This window comes from Mesorhizobium sp. M1182, from assembly GCF_040318335.1.
In the GTDB taxonomy this organism is placed as follows: Bacteria; Pseudomonadota; Alphaproteobacteria; order Rhizobiales; family Rhizobiaceae; genus Mesorhizobium.
The window spans coordinates 165224-185959 of the sequence record NZ_JAMYMD010000006.1; the positions used below are offsets into that span (position 1 = coordinate 165224).

Consider the following 20736-nt stretch of genomic DNA (forward strand, 5'->3'; position numbering starts at 1 on the left):
GTCAGTCCTGCTTCGGTCACTTGGCTCGTCTCGACAATGGAATTTATCTGAACTGTGTCCCGTGCCAAGTGGCACGGGACGGTTCGGTCATGGGCTCGGGAGGAGCCGTTTACATCTTGCCCCGGCTACATCTTGCCATCGTCCTGGAAGACCTCGGTCCAGTCCTTGACGAGGCCGTCAAGCGCATCCTTGGCGGAGCCTTGCCCGGCAACGACATAGTCGTGGAAGCGCTTCTGCGATGCCTGCAACAGCGGGGCATAGCTCGGCTCGGCCCAGAAGTCCTTCACGATGGCCATCGAGTCGAGGAAGGTCTGCGCATAGGGCTGGCTGGCCGGGAAGGCGGGGTCCTTGACGACCGCGTTGAGGCAGGAATAGCCGCCGAGCGACCACCATTTGGACTGCACGTCCTTGTTGGCGAACCATTTGATGTATTTGAGCGCGGCTTCCTGCTTGTCGGAATAGGAGACCACCGAGATGCCCTGGCCGCCGAGCTGGGCGAACTGGTCCCCGTCCGGACCTTTGGGATTGACGAAATAGCCGATCTTGTCGCCGCCGACATTCTCGTCCTTCTGCAGGCCTGGCCAGGTGAAGGCGAAGTTCATGTGCATCGCCACCTGGCCGGATTTGAAGGCATCAACGCCTTCGCCCATGTAGCTGTTCGAGGCGCCGGGAGGGGTGCAGCAATCGTAGAGGGCTTTGTAGAACTCCAGGCCCTTCACCGATTTATCGGAGTTGACGAAGCCTTCCATCTCGTAGGGTTTTTTCGGGTTTTCGTACTGGAAGCCAAAGCTGTAGAGCACGTCCATGGCGCCCATGGTGATGCCTTCCGAGCCGCGCTCGGTGTAGATCGACGCGCCATAGACGGTCTTGCCGTCGATGTCGCGCTTCTGGAAGAATTCGGCGATCTGCTTCAATTGGTCGAAGGTCGTCGGCGGGCCGAGATCCCAGCCGTACTTTTCCTTGAATTCCTTCCGCAGCTCCGGCTTGGAGAACCAGTCCTTGCGGTAAGTCCAACCGACGACGTCACCCATGGCCGGCAGCGCCCAGTAATTCGGCGAGTTCTTCGGCCATTCCGAATAGCCGACGACGGTCGCAGGCACGAAATCATCCATGCTGATCTTCTCCTTGTCGAAGAAGTCGTTCAGCTTGACGTAATGGCCGTTCTCGGCGGCACCGCCGATCCACTGGCTGTCGCCGATGATGAGGTCGCACAGCTTGCCGTGCGAATTCAGCTCGTTGAGAAAGCGATCGGCATAGTTGGTCCACGGCACGAATTCGAATTTCATGCCGATGCCGGTTTCCTTGGTGAAGTCCTTGGACAATTCCACAAGCGCGTTGGCCGGGTCCCAGGCTGCCCAGCAAAGCGTCAGATCTTCTGCCTGCGCGACATTCGAAACGGCTGTCGACGCAAAGAGTGTCGATGCCAGTCCCAACGCCAATTTCAAGGTCGATTTCATGCCTTCCTCCCATTTGCGAAACGCGTCCGGATGACGGTTTCAAGAGCCCGCTAAACCCCTCCTCGGGGGCCCAAACACAACGACGCGGCGGCGCACCGGATGTTTAGTAATTTGTTTAGTGATGCAATTTTTACTAAACAAGGCAAGCGAATTCGTTGCTGCACCGCAGCATGCTGGACAGGAAAGCAACGTGAGAAGTTGCGGCGACCTGTCTAGGTCACCGTCTTGTTGCTGACGGCCACCGGACGGATAACTGGGGCCGGCGGCAAAAGCGCGCGGATATCGGCGAAGGGGAAGACTGGCTCGAAGCGGAACGCCTCGGCAAACGATCCGGCTGGGCCGTTGCACTGGCCGGCGCGAAAGGCGTTCTGCGTGCGCGCCGCGTCGACGAAACGCTCGGGATCCTGCGACTGGTGCGCCCGGATCGCCTCCGCCTTGAGATCGAAATGCCTGGAGGTGTCGACGTAGTGCGTTGGCGCAAACCCGGTGCCGCCGAACGTGTCGGCATGTAGCACCGGCACCGAGAATGACGCTGCGATGCGCACGCCATCCGACAGCGCGCGGTGGTCGCCATGATAGTCGTTCGGCGCATGCGTTATCACCAGATCCGGCCCTATCTCGCCGATCAGTGCTTTGAGCGCCCCGATCAGCGTGGCATCCGCGACCAGCCCGCCATCGGGAAAGTCGAGGAAGCGCGGCGTCACGCCAAGCAGGCCGGCCGCCGCCGTCGCCTCCTTGCGGCGCGTGCGGGCCAGCGCTGAGGGATCGCCGTAGCCGCCCCTGGTGCCATCCGTGGCTATGGCAAAAAAGAGTTCTGCGCCTTGCGCGGCATAGGCCGCCATCGTACCGAACATGAAGATCTCGATGTCGTCCGAATGCGCGCCAAGCGCCAATATCTTCACTCTCATCTCTCCCGGAAATGGAAAAACGTGCCCAACGGAATTCTGCTCGCACTCATCGCCTATGCAAGCTATTCGTGCAGCGACGCCGTTGTCAAAAGCCTGGGCGGGCAGTTCAACGTCTTCGAGATCGGCTTCTTCTCGACATTGTTTGCCGGCTGCTTTCTGCTCTTTGCCAGGCCGGCAGGCGAGCGCTGGCTCGATTTCTGGCGCACCAACCGGCCCTGGGCGGTACAGGCCCGGGCCTGGGCCGGCATCGCCTCGGGCGTGCTCAGCGTCTATGCCTTCACCACCATCCCGCTGGCGGAAGTCTATGCGCTCATCTTTCTGGCGCCGCTGTTCGTCACCATCCTAGCCACGCTGGTCCTCAAGGAGAAGGTCGGCCCGTGGCGGTGGCTGGCGGTGGTCGCCGGCTTTGCCGGGGTCATGCTGGTCGTCAGGCCGGGGTTTCGCGAATTGCATCTTGGTCATCTGGCGGCGTTCATCATCGCCTTCCTGGCCGCCACCAATGTGATCCTGATGCGTTCGCTCGCCGCGCAGGAAAAGCGCACGACGATGCTCGGCGTGCTGATCGGCTACGGCCTGCTCTTCAACGGCGCCGGTGCGGCGGCTACCTCGTTCTCGCTGCCGGATGGCAGGCAATGGGCCTGGCTGGTGTTGGCCGGCGCCTTTACCGCCGGCGGCCAGCTGTTGCATCTGCTGGCGGTCAAATACGCACCGGCCAACCGCATCGCGCCGACGCATTACTCGCAGATCGTCTGGGCGGTGGTTCTGGGTGCGCTGTTCTTCAGGGAATATCCGGATTTTCTGTCGCTGGTCGGCTTGGCCGTGGTCGGCGGTTCCGGCCTGCTGACCATGGTGCGCGAGGAGGTGCGGCTCGGCACGGTGCGCTGGAACCCGTTTTCGCGGACCAGGCTTTGAGTCGGCGCCGAGGTTGCGCCGCGACCGCCACCGCTGATATGCGGTTGCTGCCAACTGGCTGCACAGCATAGCACAATGACGACAAAACCCTTGCCGGACCTGCCGGTCTCCGTTGTCTTGCCGGCGCTCAATGAAACGCTGAGCCATGGTAACAGCGCCGTGCTGGTGGCGCCGCCCGGTGCCGGCAAGACGACGCTGGTTCCACTGGCGCTGCTCGACGCTGAATGGCTCGGCGCCGGAAAGATCATCCTGCTCGAGCCGCGCCGCCTCGCCGCCCGCGCTGCCGCCCGCCGCATGGCCGAATTGCTCGGCCAAGAGCCCGGCGAAACCGTCGGCTATGCCATGCGCATGGAAAACCGCAGTTCCGCAAAGACCAGGGTTCTCGTCGTCACCGAAGGTGTGCTGTCCCGCATGATCCTCGACGACCCGGAACTGCCTGGTGTCGCGGCGGTGCTATTCGACGAGTTCCACGAACGCTCGCTCGACGGCGATTTCGGGTTGGCGCTGGCGCTTGACGTGCAGGGTGCGCTGAGGCCCGAACTCAGATTGCTGGTGATGTCGGCAACGCTCGACGGCGCGCGTGTCGCAAAATTGCTGTCCGGCGCGCCGGTGATCGAGAGCGCAGGCCGCGCCTTCCCGGTCGACATCCGCTATGACGAGCGGCCGGCCGGCGTCACGATCGAGGACGCCATGGCCAAGGCGATCCGCTCGGCGCTTGCCGGGGAGGAGGGCAGCGTGCTCGCTTTCCTGCCCGGCCAGCGCGAGATCGAGCGCACCGCCGAGCGGCTGGCGGGCAAGGTCGGCGCCGATACCGACATCGTGCCGCTCTATGGTATGCTCGACAACAAGGCGCAGGACGCGGCGATCAAGCCGGCGCCGCTCGGCCGCCGCAAGGTCGTGCTGGCGACGTCGATCGCCGAAACCTCCATCACCATCGACGGCGTCCGCGTCGTCATCGATTCCGGCCTGTCGCGGCTGCCGCGCTATGAACCGGCGAGCGGCCTGACGCGGCTGGAGACGGTACGTGCTTCCCGCGCTTCCGCCGACCAGCGCGCCGGCCGTGCCGGACGCACGCAGCCGGGCGTCGCCATCCGGTTGTGGCGGGCCGAGCAGACGGCGGCCCTGCCGGCCTTCACGCCGCCGGAAATCCTCGAGGCCGATCTTTCCGGCCTGTTGCTCGATAGCGCAGCGTTCGGCGTCGCCGATCCGACCAGTCTATCCTTCCTCGACCCCCCACCGGCTCCGGCGCTCACCGAGGCGAGGGTACTGCTACGTGCGCTCGATGCTGTCGATGCGGCAGGACGCCTGACGGATGCCGGTGCCGCGATGCGCCGGCTGGCGCTGCCGGTCCGGCTCGCCCATATGGTCGCCGAGGCGGCAAGGACCGGAGAGGCGCTCGAGGCGGCGATGCTCGCCGTATTATTGACCGAATGTGGCCTTGGCGGCGATGGTGCCGATCTCGAACGGCGGCTGCTGCGCTTTCGCGCCGAAAGATCGCCGCGCGCCACCGCCGCCCGGCAGCTGGCTGAGAGGCTGGCAAAGCAGGCTTCACCCTTCCCCTCTAGGGGAGGGGCGGCAAGCGAGCCGAGCGCAGCGAGACGAGCGAGACGGGGCGGGGTCGTCGATGGCGTGCCCGAAGCGGCCCCACCCCTATCCGGTACGCGGATCGACGCGCCGGGGCGAGCCACGGGTCTCGCCCGTCCTTCCGACCCCCTCAAGGGGGAGGGCAGCACAGCCGGCGCTCTCCTCATCCATGCCTGGCCGGATCGGGTCGCCAAAGCGCGCGGCGAGCGTGGCCGCTTCGTGCTTGCCAACGGCTCGGGCGCCATGCTCGACGCCTCCGATCCGCTGGCCGGCGAGACCTGGCTCGTCGTCGCCGACCTGCAGGGCAAGGCGCAGAACGCCCGCATCACCGCAGCGGCAGCCATCGATGAGGCCGACATCCGCACGGCGCTGGCGGAAAAGATCGAGGCCCGCCGCGAGGTGAGCTTCGACCGCGACAGGCGCGCGGTGCGGGTGCGCGAAACGGTTCGCCTCGGCGCCATCACGCTGTCCGAACGCATGCTGCCGGCGCCGACCGGTGCCGACGCGGATCGCGCCATCCTCGACGCCTTGCGCGAACACGGCCTGTCCCTGTTGCCGTGGAACAGGGAGGCGGAGACGTTGCGGCAGCGGCTCGGCTGGCTGCATCGCGGCCTCGGCGTGCCATGGCCCGATGTCTCCGATGCCGCGCTCCTCGAGCGCCTCGACGACTGGCTGCTGCCGTTCCTTTCCGGCGCGGCATCCTTTGCGGCAATCGATCCCAGCGTGCTTTCGCAAGGCCTGATGACGCTGGTGCCGCACGAATTGCAGCGCAAGATCGCCACATTGGCGCCGACCCATTTCGACGCGCCGTCGGGTAGCCGGCTGCCGATCCGCTATGACGGCGAATGGCCGGTGCTGGCGATCCGCGTGCAGGAACTGTTCGGCCTCGACCGGCATCCGGCGATCGCCAACGGCACTGTGCCGCTGACGCTCGAATTGCTGTCGCCGGCGCACCGGCCGATCCAGACGACGCGCGACCTGCCCGGCTTCTGGCGCGGCTCCTGGGCCGATGTGCGGGCAGAGATGCGCGGCCGCTATCCCAGGCATGTCTGGCCGGAGAACCCGCTTCTCGCCGCCGCCACCAGCCGCGCCAAGCCGCGCGGTACCTGATGCTTCCAGACTGTCATCCCGAACCGAGGCCCAGCTTCGACGGTTTTCGGAAAAGACCTCCGGCTGTTTCCCCTCTATAATCACTGGCCATGATAAACATCCTGCACGCACCCGACTTCCAGCAAAGCCAGCGGCTGCGCCTCAACACGCTGATCAGGTTGCGCTGGCTTGCCATCGTCGGCCAGAGCCTGACCGTGCTTGTGGTCGCTTACGGGCTGAAATTTCCGCTACCGGTCGGCATGTGTTTTGCGCTGATCGCCTGTTCGGCCTGGATGAACCTTTTGCTGACTTTCCGCTATCCGGCGGCGCATCGGCTTACCCCGTTCTCGGCCTTCGCCATCCTGACCTTCGACAGCCTGCAGCTTGCCGGCCTGCTCTACATGACCGGCGGCCTTACGAATCCGTTTTCGCTGCTGATGACGGTGCCCGTCGTCGTCTCGGCGACGTCGCTGCCGCTGCGGCTGACCGCCATGCTCGGCGCGCTGGTGATCGTGGCGGCGACGCTGCTGGTCTTTTACCACCTGCCGCTGCCCTGGCATGAGGGGGCGCCATTGGCGATGCCGTTCATCTATGTCGCCGGCATGTGGATGGCCGTGTTCTGCTCCATCGCCTTTACCGCGATCTATGCCTTCCGGGTGGCCGAGGAGGCGCGGCTGCTTGCCAACGCGCTTGCCGCCACGGAATTGGTGCTGCAGCGAGAACAGCATCTCTCGGCCCTCGACGGCCTCGCCGCGGCCGCCGCGCACGAACTCGGCACGCCGCTCGCCACCATCACGCTTGTCGCCAAGGAGATGGAGAAGGCGCTTGGCGAAGATCCGAAATACGGCGAGGACGTGAAGCTGCTGCGTTCGCAGAGCGAGCGCTGCCGCGAAATCCTGAAGCGCCTGACCAGCCTGTCCTCCGAGAGCGAGGTGCACCTCTCGCGCCTGCCGCTGACCTCGCTGGTCGAGGAGGTGACGGCGCCGCACCGCGATTTCGGCATTTCGATCAAGCTTCGGCCGGGCGAGCGCATCGGCCCGGAACCGGTGGGCCGGCGCAATCCCGGCGTCATTTACGGCCTCGGCAATCTGGTCGAGAACGCGGTCGACTTCGCCCGCAACAGCGTGACAGTGCGCTGGAACTGGAATGAGGCCGCCGTCAGCTTCTCGATCATCGACGACGGGCCGGGCTTTCCACCGGAGATCATCGACCGTATCGGAGAACCCTATATGTCGACGCGACAAGGCACCGAAGCCGGCGGCGGCCTCGGCCTCGGCCTATTCATCGCCAAGACCTTGCTCGAACGCTCCGGCGCGACGCTCGATTTCCGCAATTCAAGCGAGCCCGGCGAGGGCGCTATCGTGCAGATATCGTGGCCGCGCAGCGTCTTCCTCAATCCCGAGCAGGCTTCGGCCACCATGTTCGACACGGCCTAAATTGGACAATAGCGTTGCGAAACTATATTTGCGTCAAAATCAGGCAGCAGGATTTTCAGCACGATGAGTACTGACGAAACGATTGGCGCAATGGTCGAAGGCGAGGATACCTCGCTGCTGATCGTGGACGACGACAAGCCGTTCCTGACGCGGCTTGCCCGCGCCATGGAAACCAGGGGTTTCGTGGTCGAGACGGCGGAGAGCGTCGAGGAGGCGGTTGCCAAGGCGCGCGCCAATCCGCCGGCCTATGCGGTGGTCGACATGCGGCTGGCCGACGGCAACGGCCTCGACGTCGTCGCCGCGATTCGCGAGAAGCGCGACGATGCCCGCGCCATCATCCTCACCGGCTACGGCAACATCGCCACCGCGGTGACAGCGGTAAAGCTCGGCGCCATCGACTATCTGTCGAAGCCGGCCGATGCCGACGATATTTTTGCCGCCCTGACCCGCACCGCGGGCGAACGCGCAGCGCCGCCAGAAAATCCAATGTCGGCCGATCGCGTGCGCTGGGAACACATCCAGCGCGTCTACGAAATGTGCGACCGCAACGTCTCGGAAACCGCACGCCGCCTGAACATGCATCGCCGCACGCTGCAACGCATCCTCGCCAAGCGCGCGCCGCGCTAAAGGGCTCTCATTACAGGCTTGCCCGGCCAGCGCTGTTTGCGCATCATCGCTCGGCGGTGTCGGACCTTGCCGCTGATACGACGGAGGCGACATGCAGGACGAAAAGCGGCTGGTCTCCATGCTGCGCGAATTCCTCGACAGCGAGGCGGCCGGCGGCCTCATCCTGATGGCTGCGGCGGCCTTGGCCCTGATCGTCGCCAATTCGCCGCTGGGCGAGGCTTATTTCTCCGCCCTCCATGCCTATCTCGGACCGCTCAGCGTCTCGCACTGGATCAATGACGGCCTGATGGCGGTGTTCTTCCTGCTGGTCGGTCTCGAGATCAAGCGCGAAATGCTTGACGGCCAGCTGTCGACCTGGCCGCGCCGCGTGCTGCCCGGCATCGCCGCCGCCGGCGGCATGGCAGCGCCGGCACTGGTCTACGTCGCCATCAACCGCAACAATCCAGCCGCTCTGTCCGGCTGGGCGATCCCAACCGCCACCGATATCGCCTTTGCGCTCGGCGTGCTGTCGCTGCTCGGCAGCCGCGTCCCGGGTTCGCTGAAGATATTCCTCACGGCGCTTGCCATCATCGACGATCTCGGCGCGGTGCTCATCATCGCGGTGTTCTATACCAGCGGCCTCTCGCTCGCCTATCTCGGCGCCGCCTTCGCCGTGATCGCGCTGCTGGTGGTGCTCAACCGCATGCGGGTGCTGACGCTGCTGCCGTACATCTTGCTCGGCATCGTTCTGTGGGTTTTGGTGCTCAAATCGGGCGTCCATGCGACGCTCGCCGGCGTCGCGCTGGCCCTCACCATACCGCTGAAGATATCGCCGGGCAGCGGCCATGATCTCGACCATTCGCCGCTGCACCGGCTCGAACACGGCCTGCACAAAGTCGTCGCCTTTTTCGTCATCCCGACTTTCGGCTTTGCCAACGCCGGCGTCTCGCTCGCCGGTCTCAGCGCTGCCGCCCTGGCCGAGCCGCTGACGCTCGGCGTCGCCGCCGGCCTCGTCTTGGGCAAGCTGGTCGGCGTGTTCGGGTCTTCCGCGCTTGCCATCCGGCTTGGCTTCGCCGATCTGCCGGTCAATGCCGGCTGGCTGCACATGGTCGGCATTTCGCTGCTCTGTGGCATCGGTTTCACCATGAGCCTGTTCATCGGCCTGCTCGCCTTCGCCAGCGACGCCGCCCTGCAGGACGCGGTCAAGGTCGGCATCCTCGCCGGCTCCTTCATCGCCGCGCTCCTAGGCGCCGCTGTGCTGCTGGTGGCGCCGGCCGCAGGCGAGGCGGAGGAGGCGGAAGAATAGGCGTCTCCTCGCGGGCGCTACCCGTGAGCGACCATGACGTGGCGGACGGCGGTATAGTCCTCCAGCGCGTAGAGCGACATGTCCTTGCCGTAGCCGGATTGTTTCAACCCGCCATGCGGCATCTCGTTGGTCAGCATGAAATGGGTATTGATCCAGGTGCAGCCATATTGCAGCCGGGCCGCTGTCGCCATGGCCCGCGAAACGTCCTTGGTCCACACCGACGACGCCAGGCCGTAGTCAGAATCATTGGCCCAGCTCACCGCTTCGTCAACTTCGGAAAAGCGGGTGACCGAGACCACCGGACCGAACACTTCGCGGCGCACGATCTCGTCCTCCTGCAGCGCGCCGGCGACGACGGTCGGCTGGTAGAAGAAGCCGGAGCCCTCGCCCGGCTTGCCGCCCGTGGTGATCTCGATGTGCTTGAGCTCAGAGGCGCGCTCGACGAAGCTCGAGACGCGGTCACGCTGGCGACGCGAGATCAGCGGGCCGATCTCGTTCTCGGTATCGTCGGGGCGATCATACTTGATGGTCGAGACCGCAGTGGAGAGGTCTGCGACGAGCTTGTCGTAAATCTTCTTGCCGGCGTAGATGCGGCAGGCCGCGGTGCAGTCCTGGCCGGCATTGTAATAGCCGAAGGCGCGCAGACCGTTGACCACCGCGCCGAGATCGGCGTCGTCGAAGACGATGACCGGCGCCTTGCCGCCGAGTTCGAGATGCGTGCGCTTGACCGATTTGGCGGCAGCCTGCAGCACCTTCTTGCCGGTGGCGACGTCGCCGGTGATCGAGATCATGTTGACTTTCGGGTGGTTGATCAGCGTGTTGCCGACGCTGTCGCCGCGACCGAGCACGACGTTGACGACGCCTTCCGGCAGGATCTCGGCAAGGATTTTCGCCAGCTTCAGCGCGGTCAGCGGCGTCTGTTCCGACGGCTTGAAGACGACGGTGTTGCCGCCGGCAATCGCCGGCGCCAGCTTCCAGGCCATCATCATCAGCGGATAGTTCCACGGCGCGATCGACGCGACAACGCCGATGGCGTCTCGGCGGACCATCGAGGTGTGGCCGGGAATGTATTCGCCGGCGACCTGGCCGGGCATCGAGCGGACCGCGCCGGCAAAGAAGCGGTAGCAGTCGACGATCGCCGGGATCTCGTCATTGAGCACGGCATTGATCGGCTTGCCACAGTTCAGCGCCTCGAGCGCCGCGAAATCCTGTGCAGCAGCCTCGATGCGATCGGCGATCTTCAGGAGATAGCCGGCGCGCTGCGCCGGTGTTGTGCGGGACCAGGTGACGAAGGCTTTTTCGGCAGCAAGCACGGCCGCCTCGATCTGCGCTGGGCTGGCCTCAGGCAGATTGAGGATGGTCGCCCCGGTCTTCGGGTTGAGGATCGGCTCCTCGGTCTCGGTGCCTTTTTCGAATTTCGAGCCGATCAGCATCTGTGTGTCCATGGAAGTCTCTCCCTTGTGAACGAGATCATTTGCCCGAACCGGCGATCTGGTCGCCGTCGCGGGTCAGGTAATAGGCAGCGAGGATGGGGAGCAGCGTCACCAGCACTACCACCATCGCCACGACATTGGTGACCGGACGCTGGCGCGGACGGATCAATTCTTCGAGCATCCAGATCGGCACCGTCTGCTGCTGGCCGGCGGTGAAGGTGGTGACGATGACCTCGTCGAAGGACAGCGCAAAGGCAAGCATGCCGCCGGCCAGCAGCGCGGTTGCGATGTTGGGCAGCACGACATGCCGAAAGGTCTGGAAACCATCGGCGCCGAGATCCATCGACGCCTCGATCATCGAGCCGGACGTGCGGCGGAAACGGGCGACCGCATTGTTGTAGACGACGACCACGCAGAAAGTGGCGTGGCCGAGCACGATCGTCCAGAACGAGAACGGGATTTCGGCCAGCGCGAAGGCCGAACGCAGCGCGATGCCGGTGATGATGCCGGGCAGCGCGATCGGCAGGATGACCAGCAGCGAGATGGTTTCGCGGCCGAAGAATTTTGTGCGGGACACGGCAGCGGCGCACAGCGTGCCCAGGACCAGCGCGATGGTAGTCGAGATCGCCGCGACCCGCACAGACAATGACAGCGCCTGCCAGACGTCGGGGCGGTTCCAGGTGACGGCGAACCATTGCGTGGTCAGGCCCGGCGGCGGCCAGACGAAGCTCTTCTCCTCGGTGGTGAAGGCATAGACGAAGATCAGCAGGATCGGCAAATGCAGGAAAAGCAGGCCGCCGGTGGCAGCGAGCTTCAGGCCGATCGGCGCGGATGGGCCACGGTCAGAGCGCATCGAAAGCCCCCATGCGCTTGGCGCCCCAGAGATAGAAGCCCATGATGACGATGGGCACCACGGTGAAGGCGGCGGCGAGCGGGATATTGCCGGCGGTGCCTTGCTGCGAATAGACGGCCTGGCCGATGAACAGCCGCGAGGTGCCGATGATCTGTGGGATGATGTAGTCGCCGAGCGTCAGCGAGAAGGTGAAGATCGAGCCGGCGACGATGCCGGGCAGCGCCAGCGGGAACAGCACGTTGCCGAAGGTCTGCCCGGGCGAGGCGCCGAGATCGGACGAAGCCTCGACCAAATTGCCCGGCACGCGCTCGAGTGCGGCCTGCACCGGCAGGATCATGAACGGCAGCCAGACATAGACGAAGACGATGAAGGTACCGGTTGAGGAGACCGACAGCGAGTTGCCGCCGACGACCGGCAGCGACAGCCAGGCATCAAGCAGCCAGAGAAGATGCAATTTGGCCAGCAGCCAGGTCAGGATGCCTTCCTTGGCGAGAATCAGCTTCCAGGCATAGATCTTGACCAGGTAGCTCGACCACAGCGGCAGCATGACGCCGAGATAAAACAGCGCCTTCCAACGGCCGCGCGCATAGCGCGCCGCATAATAGGCGATGGGAAAGGCGATGACCGCCGCCGCCAGCGTCACCAGCGCCGCCATTGTCACCGTGCGCAGGATAATGTCGAGATTGGCGGCCTGCAGCAGGTCGCCATAGGTCTTCAGCGTGAATTGCCGGTTGATCAGGCCGGAGAACTCGTCGATCGAAAAGAAGCTCTGCAAAAGCAATGCGAAGAGCGAGCCGATATAGACGATGCCGAGCCACAAAACCGGCGGCAGCAGCATGAGGAGCAACAGCAGCTTCGGCTGTCGCCAAAAAGTATCCGACACCGCGCCACGCAGGCCGCCGCTTCGCGGCAGGATGGCGGGCGGCGTGGCGCGCGGCATGACGGTGTCGAGGCTCATCCGAGCTCGTCCATCAAATGCAAATGCTCGCGCTTGAAGGTGAGCACCACCGCCTCGCCTTCCCCCGGCAGCACAGCACCCGCCGGCACGATGGCATGCAGTCGCAAGCCCTCTGCATCGAGCGCCAGTCTTGTCGTGGCGCCGAGATAGTTGGTCGAGACCAGGCGGGCGGCAACCCCTTCGCCGTTGGCCCGGCCAATACGGATGGATTCGGGCCGCAGGCTGCCCCAGCGATACTGGCCGGCATAGCGCTGGACGAAATCCGGCGGCAGCACGTTGGACGAGCCGACGAAATCGGCGACGAAGCGGGTCTTGGGGCGCTGGTAGATGTCTTCCGGCGTGCCGATCTGCATGATCTTGCCGTCATTGAAGACGGCCACGCGGTCGGCCATCGACAGCGCTTCGCCCTGGTCGTGGGTGACGAACACGAAGGTGATGCCGAGCGCCTTCTGCAGCGATTTCAACTCCTCCTGCATGTTTTCGCGAAGCTTGAGGTCGAGGGCGCCGAGCGGCTCGTCGAGCAACAGCACCTTGGGCTGGTTGACCAGCGCACGGGCGAGCGCGACGCGCTGGCGCTGGCCGCCGGAAAGCTGGCCAGGGCGACGGGCGCCGTAGCCGGGAAGCCGCACCAGCGCCAGCGCTTCTTCCGCCGCCTTTTGCCGCTCCGGTCTGCCGACGCCCTTGACCATCAGCCCATAGGCGACGTTGTCGAGCACGTTGAAATGCGGGAACAGCGCATAATCCTGGAACACGGTGTTGACGTTGCGGCGATAGGGCGGCACGCCCTCGGCGCGTTCGCCGAAGATCGAGATCGAACCCGCCGTCGGCTGCTCGAAACCGGCGATGAGGCGCAGGCACGTCGTCTTGCCCGAGCCGGAAGGCCCGAGCATGGCGAAGAACTCGCCCGGCACGATGTCGAGATCGACCGCGTCGACGGCACGCACGCTGCCGAAATGGCGAGAGACGTTTTGGAAGGAAACGGCGGAGGTCATGGGGCTGTCCTGATCTGTCAGGCTCATCAAATTTCAGGCGGTAGCGCTGCCTCTCATCCGCCTGCCGGCACCTTCTCCTCGTATAGTGGACGCGGAGAAGGGAGGCGCTCCAACGCTGGCGACCCCCCGTTTCTTCACCGGGAGAGGGTAAGGGTGAGGGGCAGCGCCGAGCTTCGTAGGTGAGGCGAACTCACCGCCCGCCGATGACGCCGATATAGTCCGACACCCAGCGGTAATAGGGCACGCACTGGTCGTTCTGGGTGGCGCATTTCGAGACCGGCGTCTTCCAGAACTTGATCTTGTCGAAATTGTCGTAACCGTTGGTCTTGCAGCCTTCCTCGCCGAGCAGTTCGTTGCCCTTGCAGGCGGCGGGCACCACCGGCAGCGAGCCGAACCAGGCGGAGACGTCGCCCTGCACTTTTGGCGACAGCGAATGCTCCATCCACATGTAGGCGCAGTTCGGGTGGGCAGCATCGGCCTCCATCATCGTGGTATCGGCCCAGCCGGTGACGCCCTCCTCGGGGATAGTCGAGGCGACCGGCTTCTTGGCCGCGATCAGCGTGTTGACCTGATAGGGCCAGGAACCGGAGGCGACGACGCCTTCGTTCTGGAAATCGTCGACCTGGATGGCGGCGTCGTGCCAATAGCGTCCGACCAGCGTACGCTGGACCCGCAGCAGGTCGAGCGCCGCCTTGTACTGATCCTCGGTCAGTTCGTACGGATCCTTGATGCCGAGCTCCGGCTTGTGAGCCATCAGGTAATTGGCGGCGTCGGCGATGTGGATCGGCCCGTCATAGGCCTGGACGCGGCCCTTGTTCGACTTGCCGTCGGGAAGCTTCATTTCCTCGAAGACCACGTTCCAGCTCTTCGGCGCCTCCTTGAACACTTCGGTGTTGTACATCAGCACGTTCGGCCCCCACTGATAGGGGACGCCGTAATGGACTCCGCCGACGGTGAACCAGGGCGCATCCTTCAGCCGGTTGTCGACCGTCTTCCAGCTCGGTATGAGGTCGGTGTTGATCGGCTGGACGCGCTTGCCGGCGACAAGGCGCAGCGAAGCGTCGCCCGAGGCGGTGACGAGATCGAAGCCGCCCTCGTTCATCAGCGAGACCATCTCATCGGAGGTGTTGGCGGTCTTGACGTTGACCTTGCAGCCGGTTTCCTTCTCGAACGAAGTGACCCAATCATAGGCCTTGTCGGTTTCGCCGCGCTCGATATAGCCCGGCCAGGCGACGATATTGACCTCGCCTTCGCCTTTGCCGAGCTCCTTGACCTGGGCGATGGCCTGGCCGGAGAAGCTCAGCGCGACCGTCAAGGCAGTGCATGATTTCAGCAATGAATTCATCGTCGATCTCCCATTTTTGCATGACCTCGAAACCGGTTTCGGGTTTCGGAAGAAGATCATGCGCCCGTTCAAAAACGTTGGATGCGCGGCTCTGAAGGGCCGTGCTCCTCGCATCGACCCGAAAATCGGAATCGATTTTCGGAAAGCCCGATGCGAAAACTAAAAGTCTTAGAGCGTACTATGTGCGTCCAATTGGACGCACGTCGCTCTAACGGCAGCTTTGTTCCCTGACCGAAAAGTGCTGCGAAATTTCCGGTTTCGCAAATTCATTTATCAGAAAGCCGATATCGATTTTTCCGATACGTCAGCGGCCAATCTTCTCGGGCCGTTGGCGCACCATGCGCTGCGACTGGGCAAGTCCGATGAAGTCGCGCGCCGCCTGCGGCAGACCGGAGCCGCGCCGCCAGACCATGCCGACCTGGACGACCGGCAACGACCCCGAAATATCGCGCGATTCGATGCGGTCGCCTTCCAGCGACCATGGCCGGTAGACGAGGTCGGGCAGCAGCGCCACGCCGGCGCCGGTAGCGACGAGGCTGCGCACCGCTTCGACCGAGCGGGTGCGGAAGGCGACATGCGGCTTGGCGCCGATTGCCGTCAGCAGCTTTCCGGTATTCTCCTCGATCTCGTCGACGGTCAGCATGATCAGCGGTTCCGAGGCGATGTCGCCGATGCCGATGATGTCGGCACCGGCCAAGGGGTGGCCGAGCGGCAGCCACAGCCGGTAGGCCGAGACTTCGAGGATTTCGGACTGCAGTGCCGTGCGGTCGCGCAGGTTCGAGGTGACCATGACGGCAATGTCGAGCTTGCCGCCAATTAACAGGTGCTCGAGATAGTCGCCATTGTCCTCGATCGCCGAGACCTCGACACCCGGATAGGCGCGGCGGTAGCGGGCAAGAAGATCGGAAAGCACATAGCCGGCGACCAGCGAGGTGACGCCAAGTTGCAGCCGCCCGCTTGCCGCGGCCTGTTCGCCGAAGAAGGCGCGGCGCGCATCGGAAACGTCGGCCAGGATCTTTCTCGCATGGCGCAGGAACTGGTGGCCTTTGTGGGTGATGTTCAAGCCGCGCGGGTGGCGCTCGAACAGCTCGACGCCGAGATCGTGCTCCAGCTCCTTGATCGCCTCGGTGACCGACGATTGCGAGATCGACAGGTTCTGGGCGGCGCCCGACACCGTGCCCTGCTCGGCGACGGCGATGAAGAACTGCAATTGGCGGATGGTGAAAGCCATGGCCGGACTAAACACGGCAGACGCGGCGCTGGGAAGTGGGTGCTGGAGCAGATCTCCCGACAGAGCTCACGATAGAGCTCAGCCCTCGCTTCCGCCATCGGCAATGCTGAGCCGTGCGCCGGCCTGGGCGAGGGCGGCGCCGATGTCGTGCGGCGGCGGACGGTCGGTCGCGAGTTCGGAAAAGCCGCCGAAGCCGCAGACCTGAACAAGGCCCTGGCGGCCGAATTTGCTATGGTCGGTGACGACAAGCGAACGCTGGCCGCGCGACAGAACCATGCGGGCGAATTCGGCCTCTTCCAGATCATAGTCCATGACGCCGGTAACGGCATCGACCGCACCGGTCGATATCACTGCATGGCTGACGGAAAAGCGGCTGACGAATTCGATGGCCGAGACGCCGAAGGCAGCACCGGAATCGCTGCGCAGCTCGCCGCCGGCCATGTAGACCTTATTGCCGTTGACGGTGGCCAGTGTGCGGGCGATGTCGGAGGAGTTGGTGACGACCGTCAGCCGCCGGTGGCCGAGCAGTTCCCGGGCCAGGAAAGAGGTAGTGGTGCCGGTGTCGAGCATGATCGATTCGCCGTCGCGGATGGTGGCGGCGACCATGCGCGCTATTGCCCGCTTGGCATCGGCGTTCTCGCGCATGCGCCGCTCGAACGGCGCTTCGCCGGCAATCGACGGCAGGCCGACGGCGCCGTGCATCTTGAGGATGGAACCGTCGCTGGTCAGTGGCTTGACGTCGCGGCGTACTGTCTCCAGCGAGACGCCCAGCCGGTCGGCCAGGCTCGCAATGGTCACGGTGCCTTCCTCCTTGAGGAGGCGCAGGATTTCGCCATGCCGCTTCGAGTGGACCATCGGTTCCATCCGGTCGAATTGTTGCACCGCTGACCGCTTCTACGGCATAAATGCCACTAACTCCAAGGAATTTAGCAAAATTCGGGCAAAAAACCAGAAAATACCACAATTTCGCGTTGACAACGCCTCCAGTGTGGCGCGACATTATCGCTGTGACAGGCTCGGAACGGAGGACGACGGCTGAGCCGCACGAAAAATCGCTTGCCCGAACGCCCGGGAGATCGTCGGGTGCAAGGGTACCGAAATTCAGGATCCGCGGGGGCGGATGCCGGCGTCGAAGAACCCGGCACAAAGGGGCTCGTCGGTGCGGTGCGGGATACCGATCCCGAGATCTGCACCGACGAGATCTTCGCGTTGCCTCCATTCCTCCGTCCGATTGTCATCGCTGGCCAGCCGTGACATGCGTGGAAAATTGACCCAATGTTGGACGAGATCGTGACTGTCGAAGACCGCATCCGTGCGCTGCCTTGCTGGACCGGCAGCATCGACATCGCGCCGCTGCCGGGCGGGCTGAGCAATGCCAATTATCTGGTCAAGGACGCGGCCGGGCGGCACGTCGTGCGGCTCGGCCAGGACTATCCGTTCCACCATGTCTTTCGCGAGCGCGAGATGATGACGGCGCGGGCAGCGCACGCGGCAGGCTTCGCTCCGGCCGTCCATTACACTGGACCCGGCGTCATGGTGACGGAGTATCTCGGCGCCAAGGCCTATGTCGCGCAGGACGTGCGCGCCGATCTCGGCCGCGTTGCCGCGTTGCTGCGCGGTTTCCACCGGGAGATGCCCGGTCATGTCTCCGGCGCCGGCTTCATGTTCTGGGTATTCCATGTCATTCGCGACTATGCGCGCACGCTGGAGGAAGGCCGCAGCCGCAAGCTGGGCGAACTGCCGCGCCTGCTGACGCTGGCGGACGAGCTCGAGCGCGCGCAAAAGCTGCTGCCGATCGTCTTCGGCCATAATGACCTCTTGCCGGCTAACATAATCGACGACGGTCACAGGCTGTGGCTCATCGATTTCGAATATGCAGGCTTCAACACCGCGATGTTCGACCTTGCCGGCGCGGCGTCGAATGCAGGCATGAGCGACGAGGAGTCCTTCGCCTTCCTGACCGCCTATTTCATGAAGGAGCCGGACCCGGCGATACGGCGCTCGCACGCCGCCATGCAATGCGCGTCGCTGCTGCGTGAGGCGATGTGGGGCATGGTTTCCGAGCTTTACCTCGACGCGCCCGGTGTCGACTACGCCGCCTACGCCGACGAAAACCTGGCGCGGCTCGAAGCCGCCCTGGAAAACTACAGGACAAAATACGGGACGCGGACATGACCTTGCCCGCCCAGGCCGGGATCGTCGTCATCGGCGGTGGCATCATCGGCTGTTCGACGGCATATCATCTGGCGCGCGACCACAAGGCCGAAATCGTGCTGCTCGAACAGGGCAAACTGACCTCGGGTTCGACCTGGCATGCTGCCGGGCTGGTCGGCCAGCTACGCTCGTCGGCGTCGATCACGCGCGTGCTCAAATATTCGGTCGATCTCTACAAGGGGCTGGAAGCCGAAACCGGCCTCGCCACCGGTTGGAAGATGACTGGCTGCCTGCGCCTCGCCACCAATGGCGACCGCTGGATCGAGTATAAGCGGCTGGCAACGACGGCTAAGAGCTTCGGCATGGACATGCATCTGCTGTCGCCGGCCGAGGTCAAGGAAATGTGGCCGCTGCTGGAAACCGGCGACCTCGTCGGCGCGTCCTGGCTGCCGACCGACGGTCAGGCAAGCCCTTCCGACATCACCCAGTCGCTGGCCAAGGGTGCGCGCATGCAAGGCGCAAAATTGTTCGAGGAGGTGCGGGTCACCGGCTTCGAAATGAGAGACGGCCGCATCACCGCGGTGAAGACCAGCAAGGGCGATATTGCTTGCGACAAGGTGGTGAACTGCGCCGGGCAATGGGCGCGGCAGGTGGGTGCGCTCGCCGGCATAAACGTGCCGCTGCAGCCGGTGAAGCACCAGTACATCATCACCGAAAAGATTGATGGCCTGCCGACCGACGCGCCGACAATTCGCGACCCCGATCGCCGCACCTATTTCAAGGAGGAGGTCGGCGGGTTGGTGATGGGCGGCTACGAGCCGAACCCGCAGGCGTGGACGACCGGTCTGCCGGGCGGCGATGTGCCGGACGATTGGGAGTTCCGGCTGTTCGACGATGATTACGATCATTTCGAGCAGCATATGAGCCAGGCGATCGAGCGTGTCCCGGCGCTCGCCAATGCCAGCGTCAGGCAGATGATCAACGGGCCGGAGAGCTTTACGCCGGATGGCAATTTCATCCTCGGTGTGGCGCCGGAATGCGCCAATATGTTCGTCGGCGCCGGCTTCAACGCCTTTGGCATCGCGTCCGGCGGCGGCGCCGGCTGGGTGCTGGCGCAATGGGTCGTCGACGGCGAGGCGCCGCTCGATCTGTGGGTGGTCGACATCCGCCGCTTCTCCGATCTCCACCGCGACCGGCAATGGGTCCGCGACCGCACGCTGGAAGCCTATGGCAAGCACTACACGATCGGCTTCCCGTATGAGGAATATGTCAGCGGCCGGCCGCGCATCGTCTCGCCTTTGTACGAGCGGCTGCAAAAACATCGCGCCGTGTTCGGCTCGAAACTTGGCTGGGAGCGGCCGAACTGGTTCGCGCCGGAAGGCATCGAGCCGAAGGACGTCTATTCGATGGGCCGGCAGAACTGGTTCCCGGCGGTTGGCGACGAGCACCGCCACGTGCGCGAAAAGATCGGTATTTTCGACCAGTCGTCTTTCGCCAAATACGAAATGACCGGAGCCGACGCGCTGAAGGCGCTGGACTGGATCTGCGCCAACGACGTCGCCAAGCCGGTCGGCCGGCTGACCTACACGCAGCTTCTCAACACGCGCGGCGGCATCGAGGCCGATTTGACCGTGGCGAGGCTCGGTGAGGAAAAATTCTACATCGTCACCGGCACCGGTTTCCGCACGCATGATTTCTCCTGGATTGCCGATCATACCGGCAGGGAGTTCGACGTGACGCTGACCGACGTCACGGAGGATTTCGGCACATTGTCGCTGATGGGGCCGCGCGCCCGTGACGTGCTGTCAGCGGTGACCGATGCCGACGTCTCGAATGCCGCCTTTCCATTCGGCCATGTTCGCGAGATCGCCATTGCCGGTCACGCCGTCCGGGCACTGCGCGTCACCTATGTCGGCGAACTCGGCTGGGAACTGCATGCGCCGATCGCGGCGACCGGCGAGGTTTTCGACGCGCTGATGACGGCGGGCGCTGTCCACGACATTCGCCCGGTCGGCTATCGGGCGCTGGAATCGCTGCGGCTGGAAAAGGGCTACCGCGCCTGGGGCGCCGACATTACACCCAACGACACGCCGCAGGAGGCCGGCCTCGGCTGGGCGGTGAAGCTCAGGAAGAACACCGATTTCCTCGGCCGGCGGGCGCTTGAAAAGCTCGATGGCTCGACGCTCAGCAAACGCTTTGCCGGCTTCACCGTCGATGATCCAGACGTCGTGCTGCTCGGGCGCGAGACCATCCTGCGCAACGGCGAGGCGGTCGGTTATCTCACCAGCGGCGGCTATGGCTACACCATCGGCAAGAACATCGGCTACGGCTATGTGCGCAATGCCGATGGCGTCAACGATGATTTCCTTACCTCCGGCAACTACGAGCTGGTGGTGGCAATGGAACGGACGCCGGCTAAGATACACCTCGAGCCGCTTTACGATCCGGCAGGAGCAAAGGTGAAGGCATAGA

At 64.3% G+C, this 20736-nt stretch carries 16 protein-coding genes; 7 read left to right on the forward strand and 9 right to left on the reverse strand.

Annotation, left to right across the window (positions count from 1 at the left end):
* Positions 1-125: 125 nt before the first annotated feature.
* Both NKH33_RS10500 and NKH33_RS10505 read right to left on the reverse strand, forming a co-directional pair.
* Positions 126-1457, reverse strand: a complete 1332-nt coding sequence (locus NKH33_RS10500; RefSeq protein ID WP_352448472.1) for an ABC transporter substrate-binding protein — start codon at positions 1455-1457, stop codon at positions 126-128.
* A 212-nt stretch (positions 1458-1669) separates the two neighbouring features.
* Complete coding sequence (locus NKH33_RS10505) at positions 1670-2359, reverse strand: PIG-L deacetylase family protein (protein WP_352919293.1); 690 nt, start codon at positions 2357-2359, stop codon at positions 1670-1672.
* A gap of 27 nt (positions 2360-2386) precedes the next feature.
* Between NKH33_RS10505 and NKH33_RS10510 the strand changes: the two genes are divergently transcribed.
* The 5 genes from NKH33_RS10510 to nhaA all read left to right on the forward strand — a co-directional run bounded on the left by NKH33_RS10510 (position 2387) and on the right by nhaA (position 9298).
* A complete protein-coding gene (locus NKH33_RS10510; RefSeq protein WP_352448474.1) occupies positions 2387-3277 on the forward strand; it encodes a DMT family transporter in 891 nt (296 codons plus the stop codon).
* 75 nt (positions 3278-3352) lie between these two features.
* A complete protein-coding gene (gene hrpB, locus NKH33_RS10515) occupies positions 3353-5971 on the forward strand; it encodes an ATP-dependent helicase HrpB (RefSeq protein WP_352919297.1) in 2619 nt (872 codons plus the stop codon).
* 89 nt (positions 5972-6060) lie between these two features.
* Positions 6061-7386, forward strand: a complete 1326-nt coding sequence (locus NKH33_RS10520; protein ID WP_352681411.1) for an ActS/PrrB/RegB family redox-sensitive histidine kinase — start codon at positions 6061-6063, stop codon at positions 7384-7386.
* Positions 7387-7449: 63 nt separating this feature from the next.
* Positions 7450-8013 (forward strand): ActR/PrrA/RegA family redox response regulator transcription factor, encoded by a 564-nt coding sequence (locus NKH33_RS10525; RefSeq protein WP_023676342.1) that lies wholly within the window; start codon positions 7450-7452, stop codon positions 8011-8013.
* Positions 8014-8104: 91 nt separating this feature from the next.
* Positions 8105-9298 (forward strand): Na+/H+ antiporter NhaA, encoded by a 1194-nt coding sequence (gene nhaA / locus NKH33_RS10530; RefSeq protein ID WP_352506957.1) that lies wholly within the window; start codon positions 8105-8107, stop codon positions 9296-9298.
* Between the two features lie 17 nt (positions 9299-9315).
* Here the strand turns inward: nhaA and NKH33_RS10535 are convergent, their stop codons facing one another.
* From NKH33_RS10535 to NKH33_RS10565, 7 genes are all read right to left on the reverse strand, one after another.
* Entirely contained in the window at positions 9316-10743 is a 1428-nt protein-coding gene (locus NKH33_RS10535; RefSeq protein WP_352919301.1) for a gamma-aminobutyraldehyde dehydrogenase, read from the reverse strand.
* Positions 10744-10768: 25 nt separating this feature from the next.
* Complete coding sequence (locus NKH33_RS10540; protein ID WP_352469946.1) at positions 10769-11584, reverse strand: ABC transporter permease; 816 nt, start codon at positions 11582-11584, stop codon at positions 10769-10771.
* Positions 11574-12524, reverse strand: a complete 951-nt coding sequence (locus NKH33_RS10545) for an ABC transporter permease (RefSeq protein WP_352470182.1) — start codon at positions 12522-12524, stop codon at positions 11574-11576. The genes NKH33_RS10540 and NKH33_RS10545 overlap by 11 nt, the downstream gene beginning before the upstream one ends.
* A gap of 14 nt (positions 12525-12538) precedes the next feature.
* Positions 12539-13534 carry an ABC transporter ATP-binding protein gene (locus NKH33_RS10550; protein ID WP_352769116.1) on the reverse strand — a complete coding sequence of 332 codons (996 nt, stop codon included), beginning with the start codon at positions 13532-13534 and terminating at the stop codon, positions 12539-12541.
* A gap of 190 nt (positions 13535-13724) precedes the next feature.
* Positions 13725-14879: an ABC transporter substrate-binding protein gene (locus tag NKH33_RS10555; RefSeq protein WP_352540421.1), complete on the reverse strand. Its 1155-nt coding sequence runs from the start codon at positions 14877-14879 to the stop codon at positions 13725-13727.
* A 304-nt stretch (positions 14880-15183) separates the two neighbouring features.
* Positions 15184-16110: a LysR family transcriptional regulator gene (locus tag NKH33_RS10560; protein ID WP_023676350.1), complete on the reverse strand. Its 927-nt coding sequence runs from the start codon at positions 16108-16110 to the stop codon at positions 15184-15186.
* Between the two features lie 78 nt (positions 16111-16188).
* Complete coding sequence (locus tag NKH33_RS10565; protein WP_352919306.1) at positions 16189-16965, reverse strand: DeoR/GlpR family DNA-binding transcription regulator; 777 nt, start codon at positions 16963-16965, stop codon at positions 16189-16191.
* A gap of 435 nt (positions 16966-17400) precedes the next feature.
* Here NKH33_RS10565 and NKH33_RS10570 point away from each other — a divergent pair, with 435 nt between their 5' ends.
* Together NKH33_RS10570 and NKH33_RS10575 are read left to right on the forward strand one after the other, a co-directional pair.
* On the forward strand, positions 17401-18285 hold the full coding sequence (locus NKH33_RS10570) for a phosphotransferase family protein (protein WP_023676353.1): 885 nt from the start codon (positions 17401-17403) through the stop codon (positions 18283-18285).
* Positions 18282-20735 (forward strand): GcvT family protein, encoded by a 2454-nt coding sequence (locus NKH33_RS10575; protein ID WP_352919309.1) that lies wholly within the window; start codon positions 18282-18284, stop codon positions 20733-20735. Before NKH33_RS10570 ends, NKH33_RS10575 begins: the two co-directional genes overlap by 4 nt.
* Position 20736 lies beyond the last annotated feature (1 nt).